Genomic DNA, 15,421 nt, shown 5'->3' with positions numbered 1-15,421 from the left:
GTGTGTGGAATTGATGACGCAAGCAACACAGATCCAAGATATTTATCCGTTATCGTACATGCAGGAAGGGATGCTGTTTCATTCACTGCTTGATTTCAGCTCTAAAGCTTATGTGGAGCAAACCTCGTTTACCATTACAGGCAGCCTGTGTATCGATTCGTTTCAAAAGAGCTTAAATCTTCTTGTTTCCCGATACGATATTTTCAGAACCATATTCATTAAGGAGGTGCCGGATCTCACTGGGCCGCAGCAAGTTGTGCTGACAAACCGTGAATTAACCGTACAAAGGGAAAATCTTTCTCACCTAAAACATGGTGAGCAGCTTGCTCTGATAGAAGACTTTATGCAGCAGGACCGGGAAAAAGGGTTTCACTTGCAAAAAGATCCGTTAATGCGGCTTACGCTTTTTGATAGAGGAGACAGCACATATACATGTGTCTGGACACATCACCATATCATCATGGATGGCTGGTGCTTGGGCATCATCCTCAAAGAATTCTTCAGCATGTATGACTCACTTAAAAATAACAGGCCTGTACAGCTCGGCAGCACGGTGCCGTACAGCCGTTATATTGAATGGCTCGGAGAACAAGATAAAGAAGAAACCGCTGCATACTGGAGAGATTATCTGCAGGAGTACGGCAAGACCGCTTCTATTCCCAAGCTAAAAAGCCGCTCAGCGAACGGGGAATATGAACCCGCACATATCCGTTTTTCTTTGGATCAAGCTATCGTTCAGAAATTGACAGCAGCTGCCCAAAATTGGGGTGTTACATTAAACACTTTATTTATGAGTCTATGGGGTGTTCTTCTCCATCGGTACAACGGAACCGATGACGCGGTCTTCGGCTCTGTTGTTTCCGGACGTCCGTCTGCAATTGACGGGATCGAGTCAATGGTCGGCTTGTTTATTAACACGGTTCCGGTGCGTATTCGATCTGCAGAGAAAATGGCGTTTTCTACGCTTGTCAAATCCGTGCAGGAGGATACTTTATATTCTGAGCAGCATGGTTATTATCCGCTTTATGAGATTCAAAACCGCAGTGCTTTGAAGCAAGGATTGATTGATCATATTCTTGTCTTTGAAAATTATCCCGTACAGCTTCAGCAGGCAGTCAATAGGCAAAGCGAAAATGACGAAAACGCATTGAAGCTTGATGACATTTCTATGTCAGAACAAACCAACTATGACTTTAACGTTGTCATCGTTCCAGGTGAATCATTTTATATTAAATTCAGCTACAATGCCGCCGTTTATGAACGGGAAGAGGTGCTTCGGATTCAGGGGCACCTCATGCAGGCAATGGATTGTATTTTGTCAAATCCCGATATTGCTGTCGGAAACATCAACATTGTGCCTCCTGAAGAACAAAAGCTCATTCAATCGTTTAACGAAACGGAGTGCCATTATCCAAACAATACGGTATCTCAATTGTTTGAGGAGCAGGCTCTCAAAACACCTGATGCGGCTGCTTTGAGAATGGGAGATGAGTGCCGGACATATCGGCAATTAGATGAAAGAGCCAATCAGGTTGCGCACGCCCTGATAGAAAAGGGAGCTGGACCTAACGGGATTGTCGCAGTGATGATGGAACGGTCAATGGACATGGCTGCTGCCCTGCTTGGAATTTGGAAAGCCGGCGGCGCTTATCTGCCTCTTGACCCAAGTTATCCGAAAGAACGGCTTTCTTTTCTGCTGCATGACAGTCAAGCAGCTCTCTTACTGACAGAAGAAGAACTTATTTCTTCCATCCCGTCAGGCTTTGAGGGCAGTATTGTGACATCAGAACACACAGCACATTACAAAACGGACTCTCCTGATGTATCGATTGGTGAGCTTGCCTACCTGATCTATACGTCAGGAACGACAGGACGGCCAAAAGGTGTGCTCGTTGACCATCAAGGAATTGCAAATACCTTGCAGTGGAGACGGGAAGAGTACGGCATGAGCGAAGGGGATACAGCACTTCATCTGTTTTCCTATGTTTTCGACGGCTGCGTGACGAGCTTGTTTACTCCGCTTCTATCCGGTGCATGCGTGCTGCTGACAACAGATAACGAAGCGAAGGACGTGCTCGCCCTTAGACGGAAAATAGCTCAATACAAGGTCAGTCATATGCTTATTGTTCCTTCCTTGTACCGGGTGTTATTAGAAGTGCTGACAGCTGAAGATGCACAAAGTCTTCGTATCGTGACATTTGCGGGCGAAGCAGTGACTCCCGACCTGCTAGAGTCTAGCAGAAAGATTTGCCCCTCCGCTGAACTTGCAAATGAATATGGACCGACAGAAAACAGTGTGGCAACAACAATACTTCGGCATCTGAACGAAAAAGAGAAAATCACGATCGGACGCCCGATTGCCAATACAAAAGTATATATTTTACAAGGAGATCAGCTGCAGCCGATAGGCGCGGCGGGTGAGCTGTGTATTTCAGGCGCGGGTCTCGCACGGGGGTACTATAAGCGGCCAGAGCTAACAGAGAAAGCATTCACAGACCATCCATTCCTCAAAGGAGAACGCTTATATCGAACCGGAGATGCAGGGCGCTTCCTGCCTGATGACACGATTGAATATATTGGACGTTTTGATGATCAGGTAAAAATCAGGGGATATCGCATTGAATTGAGTGAGATTGAAACTGTTCTTCGGCAAGCACCTGGAGTGAAGGAAGCTGCGGTGCTTGCCCGTGATGTGTCTGATGAGGAAAAGGAACTCGTTGCTTATATCGTTCCGGAAAAGGGAAACGGCCTTCCAAATCTGCACCAGCATCTAGCCGGTACATTGCCGTCCTATATGATTCCCGCAAGCATCATCAAAGTCACTCAAATGCCGTTAACATCCAGCGGGAAGCTCGACCGTTCCGCACTTCCGGAACCAGAAAACACAACTAGCTTAACGTACATGCCGCCACACACTTTAATGGAAACTAAACTGGCACGCATTTGGGAAGAGGTGCTGAACAGAAATCAAATCGGTATTCGCGATGATTTCTTTCAATTAGGCGGACAGTCCTTAAAAGCAGCCACACTCGTATCGAGAATACATAAACGGCTGAATATCGAGCTGCCGCTCAGTGACGTTTTTTCTTATCCGACCGTGGAAAGCATGGCAGCCAAACTGATGAGTTTCCATGAGCATGCTTTTACGCAGATTGAACCTGCGGATTATAGAGATGTTTATCCGCTGTCTTTCTCGCAAAAAAGATTATACGCTCTCTACCAGCTGGCAGATGACAGCACAGGCTACAACATGCCGGCAGTACTGGAACTGCGAGGACATTTGGATCGCGGGAGATTGAGAAAAGTTCTCACAGAGCTTGTGAATCGGCATGAATCATTGCGTACTGCATTTGAACTGAATAACGGTGAGCCAGTGCAAAGGATTCATCCGGCGCTGACAGCTGATCTGAAAGAGCTTGAAATTGAATCAGAACAAATGCTGCAGTCTGCGATCTCGTCCTTTATCAAACCGTTTGATCTAACGGTTGGACCGCTTTTTAGAGCAAGCTTGATATCTCTTGAAAAAGAAAGAGCCTATTTGCTGCTCGATATGCATCACATCATTGCTGACGGAATCTCTATGAGTACACTCGTCCAAGAATTCACTGATCTTTATTGCGGAAAAGAGCTTCCAGCTTTAAACCTGCATTATAAAGATTTTGCGGTTTGGCAGCAAGAGAAGTTCCCGGAAACGCATTACAGCAAACAGGAGGCCTACTGGCTGAAGCAGCTTGGCGGCAGCCTTCCAGTATTGGAATTGCCTCTTGATAAAACGAGGCCGCTTCTGCCTGATTTCAGCGGCGGGACATTTGAAGTAAACATTGATAAAAGAACGGCGGAAGAACTGCACCGCTTGATGTTTGAAACGGGAACGACGATGTATATGCTCCTTCTGTCTGTCTATTCCATCATGCTTTCCAAACTGAGCGGACAGGAGGATATGGTTGTCGGCTCGCCTGCTGCCGGGAGACCGCACGCTGATCTGGATCGGGTCATTGGGATGTTCGTCAATACATTGGCTATGCGATGCCAGCCTGAGGGCCACAAAACGTTCAGCTCTTATTTGCAGGAAATTCGCGAACTTGCTCTGACTGCATACGAGCATCAGGATTACCCTTTTGAAGAGCTCGTCAATAAGCTTGAAACGAAACGAGAGATCAATCGCAATCCGCTGTTTGACGCGATGCTCGTGCTTCAAAACAGCGAAGATTTCCAGTTTGGTGTGCCCGGTTTATCTATCTCGTCTGTAACCCCGTCACACAATGTATCTAAATTCGATTTGACATTACACGCCGAGGAGCATTCCGATGGCATTCGCTGCCGCTTCGAATACAGTACCGCGCTGTTTGAAGAAGAGACCATTGCTAGATGGGCCTCTCATTTTATTGAGCTGGTGAAAGGAATAACCTCTGACATTCATATGAAGCTTTCGGAAATGCAATTGCTGTCTGCTCCAGAGCGCGAATTGCTACTTGAAACGATGGGTCAGTATGCTGACTATCCAAGAGAAGAAAGCATCGTTCATTTATTTGAAAAACAAGCAGCTCAACATCCCGATCATACCGCAGTGGTATGCGATCATATACGGCTGTCTTATCGTGACTTGAATGAAAAAGCAGAACGGACAGCGGCTATGCTGATGAAACAAGGGATCCAATCCGGGGATATCATCGGTTTATTGTTGGATCGATCGCCTGATATGGTGATTGGCGTTTTATCTATCCTAAAAGCCGGAGGAGCATACTTGCCGATTGACCCTGAATATCCTCAAGAACGCATCAGCTTTATGCTGAATGACAGCGGGGCAAGAATTCTCCTGACAGAGCCCGGACACAACAAACCGGCGGATTACCATGGGCAAATTTTATATCTGAATGACGCCGAAAACGAATTGATTTCGCCTGATTTGAAAGTGCAAGAAATATTAGCAGACCAGCCAGCTTATGTGATTTATACATCTGGAACCACTGGGCAGCCAAAGGGCGTCGTTGTCGAGCACCGCAATGTGATGAGTCTATTGAAGCATCAGGATCTGCCTTTTGATTTTAACAGTGAGGACGTTTGGACTTTATTCCATTCATATTGCTTTGATTTCTCAGTATGGGAAATGTTCGGAGCGTTGCTGAATGGAAGTACGCTGGTTGTTGTCTCCAAAGAAACAGCCCGCGATCCGAATGCATTCCGCTTATTGTTAAAAAAAGAAGGCGTCACAGTACTTAATCAGACTCCAACTGCTTTTTACGGACTCATTCATGAAGAAGGAAATCATACAGACCGATTACATGTGCGATACGTTATTTTCGGCGGAGAAGCTTTACAGCCCGGCATGCTTGTAACCTGGAACGAGAAATACCCTGATACTGATCTGATCAATATGTACGGCATTACTGAAACAACTGTACATGTGACATATAAGGAATTGTCCTCAGCTGATATAGAAAAAAATAAAAGCAATATCGGAAAACCGCTGGCAACCCTTCAGGCTTATGTGATGGATGCTCATATGAATCTTCAGCCTACAGGAGTTCCAGGAGAGCTGTATATTGGCGGAGAAGGGGTAGCCCGGGGATATTTGAACAGAGATGATCTGACCGCGGCCCGATTTGTACCTAATCCTTATCTTCCGGGAGACAGATTATACCGAACCGGAGACCTTGCAAAGCGTCTGGCAAATGGAGAGCTGGAATATATGGGCCGCATTGATGATCAAGTAAAAGTGAGAGGACACCGCATCGAGCTCGGTGAAATCCAGGCGTCTCTGCTTCAGCTACCAATAATTAAAGAGGCGGCTGTCATTACAAGAGCTGATGAACAAGGACAATCCGCTGTCTATGCTTACATGGTTGCGGAAGATGGACAGGCTGTAAATGAAGCAGATATCCGTGCTGCCCTGAGAGCCGTTCTGCCTGATTTTATGGTGCCTGCCCGTTTGATCCAGATTGACAGCATCCCGCTGACGGTTAACGGCAAGCTCGACCAGAAGGCCCTGCCGGAACCAGATAAGCGGGCTCTAGCTGAGAATGATATCAGCCCTAGAAATGAGATTGAAAAGGCGATGGCTGACATTTGGGAAGAACTGCTCGAAGCGGAGGAGATAGGTGTCAGCGCGAATTTCTTTGAGCTTGGAGGGGATTCAATAAAAGCGTTGCAGGTGTGTGCGCGGCTGAAACAGCGAGGCTATGAAACGACAGTGCGTGAGATGTTTGAGCATCAGACGCTTGGTGAACTGTCGGCTCGCGTTCGCAAAGCTGTTCGCGTAATTGACCAAACGCCCGTTGAAGGTGAGCTGCCTTGGACACCTGTACAGCAATGGTTTTTCTCACAATCATTGGAAGCCCATCATTTTAATCAATCCGTTATGCTCTACCGGGCTGAACGGTTTGATGACATTGCACTCAGAAAGGTACTGAAAAGCTTGGTGACTCATCATGACGCACTGAGAATCATATGCCGTTACAAAGATGGCAAGCCTGTACAGGTTAACAGAGGACCAGATCTTCCAGATGAGGAGCTATATGCCTTTGAACTGTTTGATGTAAGAGATCATCACTCAAATACAGCAGGTGATTCACAGGGCTTATCAGCAGAAGCACGCAAACAGATTGAAGAAATGGCAAACCAAATTCAGCAAACCATTCGATTGGAGACTGGCCCTTTGCTTCATGCTGGTTTGTTTAAAGCCGAAGATGGAGACCATTTGTTTCTGACGATTCATCACTTAGTCATTGATGCCGTTTCATGGCGCATTTTATTTGAGGATTTTTCAATTGCTTACGAACAGGCAGTCTCAGGAAAACCCATCGAACTGCCGGAAAAAACAGATTCATATTTCACCTATGCACAAACTTTGGCTGACTATTCAAAAAGCCGGCGTCTGCAGCGTGAAATCGCGTATTGGAAAGAGCGGGAGGATCGGGATATTGAACCTATTCCCAAAGATCATTCGATCACCTCGAACTCATTCAAAGATACAGAAGTAATTGATTTCGAGCTGTCCCGTGAAGACACAGAATTGCTGCTAACTGCTGCTAACAACGCATACAACACGGAAACAAATGATATCCTTCTGACTGCTTTAGGCCTAGCTTTGCAGGAATGGACGGGAATTGACCATTTCAAAATCAGTATGGAGGGCCACGGCAGAGAAGATTATCTTGACAATATTGACATGAACAGAACTGTAGGCTGGTTCACTTCAATTTATCCTGTATGGCTTGATATGAGTGATTCTGACCATACGGATGAAGGTGAGCGGCTAGGACGACACATTAAACAGACAAAAGACATGCTGCACCGCATACCACATAAAGGCGCAGGCTATGGAGTGCTGAAATATATCAACAAGATATGGGATTCTAAGTACAGTGACCCGGAAATCAGCTTTAATTACTTAGGCCAGTTTGATCAGGATGTTCAATCAAAGGCTTTTGAGATTTCTGATATTAAGACAGGGAATGAAATCAGCCCGGATTGGGAGCGGCCTTATGTGCTTGATATCAGCGGAGCCGTTTCATCAGGGTGCCTGCACATGCACATCATTTATAACGGACTTCAATTTAAGAAACAAACCATACAGGCATTAGCCGATCATTTTAAACATGCGCTTGAAAACATAATCCAGCATTGCGCGGGCAAAGAAAACCGTGAATGGAGTGCCGCTGATTTTACTGATGAGGAATTAACGCTGGAGGATTTAAGTGAAATTATGGGAGCCGTCAACAAACTATAGGAGAGGAGATTCATTGATGCCGCAGCAACCCGAAATACAGGATATATATCCCTTGTCTTTTATGCAGGAGGGGATGCTTTTTCATTCGCTGTATGATGAACAGTCGAGAGCTTATTTTGAACAGGCTTCTTTTACAATCAAGGGGCAGCTTGACTTAGACCGTTTCCAGAAAAGTATGGACGCTGTTTTTGACAGGTATGAAATCTTTCGAACGACTTTTATCTACAAAAATGTAGCCAAACCTCGTCAGGTGGTGCTTAAAGACCGTTCTTGCCGTGTTCATTTTGAAGATATTTCTCATCTTAATGAGAGAGAAAAAGAACATTGTACAGAAGCATTCAAGGAACAAGATAAAAAAAGGGGCTTTGATCTTCAGTCGGATGTACTGATGAGAATATCCGTTTTAAAATGGGCGCCTGAGCGTTACGTGTGCATTTGGAGCCATCACCATATTTTAATGGACGGATGGTGCTTAGGCATTATCATTAAAGACTTTCTCCACATTTATCAAGCGCTGGGAGAAGGGCGGCTTCCATATTTGCAGCCAGTTCAGCCGTACGGAACGTATATTAAATGGCTGATGCAGCAGGATCGTGAAGAGGCAGCTGCGTATTGGAAAAAGCGGCTGCAGCACTTCGAGAAAGCTTCTTCTTTGCCAAAAAGAAACGAGCAAGTATCAGAAGGTGAATTACAACAGGTCACGTTTACTATCTCTGAAAAAGAAACGTCCGATTTGCAGAAAATCGCAGCAGCATCCGGTGCAACGCTTAACACCGTTTTCCAAGCTTTGTGGGGGATTTTGCTGCAAAAATTCAATCGCTGTGACGATGCCGTGTTCGGATCAGTCGTCTCAGGCAGGCCTTCTGAGCTGAAAGATGTAGAAAATATAGTCGGCCTTTTTATTAATACCATTCCCATCCGGGTCCAAAGCAAATCTCTTTCTTTCTCTGACCTGGTCAGTCGGATGCAAAAGGAAATGACTGAAGCAGAAGCATACAGCTATTTCCCTCTATATGACATTCAAGCGCAGAGTGCTCTTAAACAAGATCTCATTGATCATATTATCGTGTTTGAAAACGTGCCGACCCAGGAAGAAATTGAAGGATTAAACCAGACTGGATCGTTCGGTTTCTCAGTGGAAAACTTTGCGATGGCGGAGGAGACGAATTATGGATGCAGCGTCAAAGTGATTCCAGGCCGCACATTGTTCGTGCGCATCAATTTTCATACAGGTTTATATGAGCCTGGCATAATTGCCGAGATAAAAGATTATTTACTGCATATGATTTCAGCTGTCATCTCTGATCCTTCTCTTCCTGTTTCAAGGATGACGTTACTAGATCAAGACAAAACACAGAAAATGGTTGCTGAATATAATACGACGGGAGCTGTTTCAGCGTTAGCTCCGACGCTGCACGGGCTGTTTGAACGTCAGGCGGCTTTGATGCCGGAGCGGACGGCTTTGCGCTTTTCTGGCGGCTCGCTGACTTACGCGCAGCTTGACATGTACGCCAACAGGCTGGCAGCGCGCCTTACGGCGCACGGTGTCACGAAGGAAAGCATTGTTGGTGTTCTCAGCGAGCGTTCGCCGGACATGCTGACAGCCGTTCTCGCCGTATTAAAGGCAGGCGCAGCTTATTTGCCTCTTGATCCTGCATACCCAAAGGAACGGTTGAGCTATATGCTGAAAGACAGCGGGGCAGCCCTTTTACTGACACAGCCGGAATTAAAGGCACCTGATTTTTCCGGAAAGACACTTGAAGTGGATCTGACGGCTCTTGCGAATGAAGAATCCGAATATCACTCTCTTCATCAAGCGGACAGCGATTCTCTCGCCTATGTGGTCTATACATCAGGCTCCACTGGACGGCCGAAAGGAGTCGCCGTTGAGCACCGCCAGGCGGTTTCCTTTCTGACCGGCATGCAGATGCAGTTTCCTTTAGAGGAAGACGACATCATTATGATGAAAACGTCTTTTTCCTTTGATGCGTCTGTCTGGCAGCTGTTTTGGTGGACGCTTTCAGGTGCTTCGGCCTATCTGCTTCCGTCCGGCTGGGAGAAAGATCCAGCATTGATGGTAAAAGCTATTCGAGAGGAAAGCATTACAACGGCCCATTTTATTCCGGCCATGCTGAACAGCTTTTTGGACCAATCGGAAATCGAAGCGCCGAGAAGCCTGAAACGCGTATTCGCCGGAGGTGAACCGCTGGCCCCCCATACGGCAGCCCGTTTCGCTTCTTTGCTGCCAGAGACATCGCTGGTTCACGGCTACGGGCCGACAGAAGCAACTGTTGATGCGGCATTTTACACGTGTGATCCTGAGCTTGACAGGGATCGCTTGCGCCTTCCGATCGGAAAACCTGTGCCTGGCGCGCGTCTGTATGTGTTAGATCCGCATGTAGCCGTACAGCCTGTCGGCGTAGCGGGAGAATTGTATATCGCTGGAGCCGGCGTCGCCAGAGGCTACTTGAATCGTCCGGAATTAACAGAAGAACGTTTTCTTGATGATCCATTTTATCCGGGAGAGCGCATGTACAAAACAGGGGATTTGGCGCGCTGGCTGCCAGACGGACAAGTGGAATTCCTCGGCCGTCTGGATGACCAGGTGAAAATCCGCGGCTACCGGATTGAGCCGGGAGAAATCGAAGCCGCGCTCAGAAGCATAGAAGGCGTGCGGGAAGCGGCTGTGACTGTTCGTACAGAAAGCGGCGAGGCGGAATTATGTGCGTATGCAGAAGGGCTCGGAAGAAACGAAGTGCGCAAGCAGCTTGAGACATTGCTTCCAGGCTACATGATTCCTGCTCATATCATTGAGATGGAACAATGGCCGGTTACCCCGAGCGGAAAGCTCGACCGAAAAGCGCTGCCTGCTCCTGACGGAGCGGCAGATCGGGAAATCTACTCGGCGCCGAGAAACCTGACAGAGATGAAGCTTTCCCAGCTGTGGGAGGAAGTGCTGAAAAGCGGCCCTGTCGGCATTCACGACAACTTTTTTGACCGGGGAGGCCATTCCTTAAAAGCCACCGCGCTTGTCTCCCGGATCGCCAAGGAATTCGGCGTCCAGGTGCCGCTGAAGGAGGTATTTGCCCATCCGACGGTAGAAGGTTTGGCTTCTGTCATCAGCGAAGGAACGGAAAGTCCGTATGGAGCCATTAAGCCGGCAGAAAAACGCGAGTCCTATCCGGTTTCCTCCGCCCAAAAGCGGATGTATGTGCTCCAGCAGCTGGAGGATGGAGGCACAGGCTACAATATGCCGGCAGTCTTGGAGCTGGAAGGAAAGCTGGATCTTACAAGAATGGATGTCGTATTCAAAAAGCTGATCAAACGCCACGAGTCACTGCGGACGTCCTTTACAACGGACACAGATGGCGAGCCGGTTCAGCGCATCCATGAGGAAGTGCCGTTTACATTCCACACCTCTGTGCTCGGCGGGCAACCTGAACAGGAGGCCGCAGCAGCGTTTATCCAGCCGTTTGATCTCAGCCAAGCTCCGCTGTTTCGGGCGGGGACCGTCAAGGTATCAGACGGGCGGCATCTATTACTGGTCGATATGCATCACATTATTTCTGATGGTGTTTCAGTCAATACGCTCATTCGGGAATTCGGGGAGCTGTACGCCAATCAGGAGCTTCCGCCGCTTCACATTCAATATAAAGACTATGCCGTATGGCAGGAGGCCTTTAAAAAAGGAGACACGTACAAGACGCAGGAGGCGTACTGGCTGAAGCAGCTCGAAGGTGAGCTGCCTGTACTGGACCTGCCGGCTGATTACGCCCGGCCGCCGGTGCGAAGCTTCGCGGGTGATCAAGTTTCATTTACGCTCGATCAAGAACTCACAGCCGGGCTTCACAAGCTCGCACGCGAGAATGGAAGCACCCTGTACATGGTGCTCCTGGCAGCTTACACAGCGTTATTGGCGCGCTTAAGCGGACAGGAAGACATCATCGTCGGGTCACCAATTGCCGGACGTCCTCACAAGGACCTCGAGCCGATACTTGGAATGTTCGTCAACACCCTGGCGCTGCGAACACGCCCGGAGGGCGGGAAGCCGTTTGCGCAATTTTTGCAGGAAGTGCGCGAGACCGCATTGGAAGCTTACGAACATCAGGATTATCCGTTCGAAGAGCTTGTCGACAAGCTCGGCGTAACGCGGGATATGAGCCGAAATCCGCTGTTTGATGTGATGTTTGTGCTTCAGAATATGGACCAAGAATCCATGCAGCTGAAGGACCTGTGTCTCCGGCCCGCAACAAATATGGGACATCAAGTATCGAAGTTCGATTTAACCCTGTATGCGTACGAGGAATCTAATGGATCTATGATGTTTCAAATGGAATATAGCACGGATCTCTATCAGAAAAAAACGATCGAAATGTGGCTTCACTATTTAATGAATTTGCTACGCGCCATCATCCAAGACAGCAAAGCAGCACTTGGAACAATACATGTATTGGACGAGAATGAAACCCATTTCCTTATCCATGAACTCAACTGTACAAAAAGAGAGTATCCGAGACATGAAACCATCAGCAGGCTGTTTGAGTTACAGGCTGCACAAACGCCTGATGCCATAGCAGTGGCCGGCGATGAACAAACATTAACGTATGAGGAACTGAACAGCCGGGCAAACAGGATTTCTGCTGTTCTTCGGAGAAAAGGAGTCGGACCTGAAACTGTAGTTGCATTATTGACAACACGAACTCCAGAACTTGCAGCAGGAATGCTCGGCATTTTGAAAGCTGGAGGAGCCTATCTGCCTATTGCTAAGGATCTGCCCGCTGACCGAATATCATATATGCTGTCAGACAGCGGTGCAAAAATACTCCTTCGATCTGAAAAAACAAATAGTCAACAATTAGACTTAGAGCATAATTGTGAGCAAATCGTCATTGAAGAGATTCAAGGACAAGGAGAAGCGAAGAACTTTGAATCTCCAGCAGGACCACATTCTCTCGCTTATATCATCTATACATCAGGATCAACCGGCAAACCGAAGGGTGTCATGATTGAACAGCGAAGTGTGATCCGTCTCGTTAAAAACAGCAATTACATTGAATTTACACCTGAAGACCGGCTTCTGCTGACTTCTTCACTCGGTTTTGATGTCGTTACATTTGAAATACTCGGACCGTTGCTAAATGGCGCTGCTTTGCATCTCACAGATAAAGAAACATTTCTGGATTCCCATCAGCTTAAGAGATACATAGAACAAAACGGAATCACCACAATGTGGCTGACTGCATCTCTTTTCAACCATTTAACAGAACAGAATGAGAAAATATTTTCCCGGCTCATAAATCTGATTATTGGCGGAGAAGCTCTGTCAGCCAGTCATGTCAATCGAATCAAGCAAGCATGCCCAGAATTGTCCATCTGGAACGGATATGGGCCGACTGAGAATACAACATTTTCGACTTGCTTTCACATTGAAAAAACGTATGATCATTCCATCCCAATCGGCCGGCCGATTGGTAATTCAACCGCATTTATCTTAAATAAATGGGGAATGCTGCAGCCGATCGGAGCTGTCGGTGAACTGTGTGTCGGCGGAGATGGTGTGGCAAGAGGCTATCTTGGTCGCCCAGACCTGACGAAAGAGAAATTTGTGCCAAATCCATTTGCGTCCGGCGAACAAATGTACCGTACCGGTGATCTGGCACGCTGGCTGCCTGACGGCACAATTGAATACGTAGGCCGTGTCGATGATCAGGTAAAAATACGGGGGTACCGGGTTGAACTCGGTGAAATTGAATCAGCGCTTCGTCATATAGAGGGTGTCAAAGAAGCAGCTGTATTGGCGCGAACAGGACAATTAGGCAGCAAGGAGCTTTACGCCTATATAAGCGTAAAAGAGGGTACAAATGCTGAACAAGTGCGTACTCACCTTTCTCAAATGCTGCCTGGCTATATGATGCCGGCCTATATGATAGAAATGGATGCTCTCCCGCTCACGGCCAACGGAAAATTGAACCGAAAAGCACTGCCTGAACCAGATATCACATCTAAACAAACGTACGTCCCGCCTCGCAATGACCTTGAAGAACAGCTTGCGATCATATGGCAGGAGGTTCTCGGGACACAGAGGATCGGAATAGAAGATTCGTTTTTTGAACTAGGCGGAGATTCAATTAAGGCTCTTCAAGTATCCGCGCGCCTCGGGCGTTATGGATGGAGCTTGCATGCAAGCGATTTATTCCGCCATCCAAAAATAAAAGATTTATCAGCAGTCATCCGGAAGACAGAAAGAGTAATAGACCAAGGATCTGTTCAGGGAGCTGTTCCATGGACACCCATTCAGCATTGGTTCCTCTCTCAGGATATAGAAGATAGGCACCATTTTAACCAGTCTGTCATGCTGTTTACTCCTGATTGTTTGTCTGAAGATGCACTGCGAGCGTCATTGAAAAAACTGGCAGAGCATCATGATGCCCTGCGGATGATTTATCGGGATGATAGCGGACAACAGCTGCAAATCAACCAAGACATTCATGAATCCAAACTGTACAGCTTAAGGACTTCTGATGTTTCAGATCCGGGTATCGATTGGGAAACGAGCATTAAAGAAGAAGTTGCAAATCTTCAGCAAAGCATTAATCTCGAACAAGGACCATTACTGCATGCCGCTTGGTTTAAAACGCTGTCCGGAGATTATTTATTTCTCACGATTCATCATTTGGTCGTTGATGGGGTATCATGGAGAATTTTACTGGAGGACCTGTCAGCGGCATATCATCAAGCAGCTTCAGGACAGGCTATACAGCTTCCGCCTAAAACAGATTCCTATCTTGAATACGCACGGCGAATTCAAGATTATGCCCAAAGCAGCAAGCTGATTCGTGAGGAAACGTACTGGCGGACAGTTGAAGAGGAAAAAGCAGCGGAACTGCCATATGAAATGCCTTATATGGAGAATATGAACAGCAATGAAAGGGAAACATTGCGCTTTTCACTCACTGAAGCAGACACCGCGGTCTTGCTGCAAAAGGTAAACCACGCTTATGGCACTGATACACAAGATATTCTATTGACGGCGGCTTCCTTAGCGATTTGTGACTGGACAGGGGGCAGCAAGCTCCGTATGGCAATGGAGGGACACGGAAGAGAACATATTCTTCCAGATTTAGACATCAGCCGCACGGTTGGCTGGTTTACATCCATTTACCCCGTCCTTATTGACTTTGAAAATCAAGCGGATGAGCTTGGAACCGCAGTTAAAACCGTGAAAGATACATTGGGCCGGATACCGAACAAAGGGGTAGGCTACGGCATCTTGAAATATATCACACCTCCCGAATATAAAAGTATGGTGTTTTCAAAAACACCTGAAATCGGCTTTAACTATTTGGGGCAGTTCAACGACATAGGAAGACAAGACCGTTTCCGCCCGTCCGGTCTTGGGAGCGGTAAGGACATCACTCCTACTTGGAAGCGGGAACAGCTTATTGAAATGAGTGCGATGGCAGCAGAAAATCAGCTTCATTTTCAGCTCAGCTATGCGCCAGCACGGTTTCACAGGAGGACAATGGAGCGGCTTATCAACCTAATTGAATGCTATCTGCAGGATATTATGAAACACTGTGCTGAAAAACAGAACACAGAAAAGACGCTGAGCGATTTCAGCAGCCAATCGTTAACGGCAGAGGATTTGGACAGTATATCCAGCTTGGTGGAAGACTTGTAGAAAATCGTGAC

Annotated in this window: 2 protein-coding genes; both read left to right on the top strand. The window is 47.2% G+C overall.

Annotation, left to right across the window (positions count from 1 at the left end; all coding sequences use genetic code 11):
* Positions 1-13 precede the first annotated feature (13 nt).
* Entirely contained in the window at positions 14-7,729 is a 7,716-nt protein-coding gene (gene fenD / locus HC660_RS09855; protein WP_168747976.1) for a fengycin non-ribosomal peptide synthetase FenD, read from the top strand.
* A 16-nt stretch (positions 7,730-7,745) separates the two neighbouring features.
* Complete coding sequence (gene fenE, locus HC660_RS09850) at positions 7,746-15,410, top strand: fengycin non-ribosomal peptide synthetase FenE (protein ID WP_168747975.1); 7,665 nt, start codon at positions 7,746-7,748, stop codon at positions 15,408-15,410.
* Positions 15,411-15,421 lie beyond the last annotated feature (11 nt).

The sequence above is a fragment of the Bacillus mojavensis genome, from assembly GCF_012648005.1.
GTDB lineage: Bacteria > Bacillota > Bacilli > Bacillales > Bacillaceae > Bacillus > Bacillus mojavensis.
This window is presented reverse-complemented; position numbering and strand designations above follow the sequence as displayed.

Excerpts from the sequence above, each read along its gene's own strand:
- fenD (WP_168747976.1), top strand. The coding sequence starts at position 14 with ATGACGCAAGCAACACAGATCCAAGATATTTATCCGTTATCGTACATG.
- fenE (WP_168747975.1), top strand. The coding sequence starts at position 7,746 with ATGCCGCAGCAACCCGAAATACAGGATATATATCCCTTGTCTTTTATG.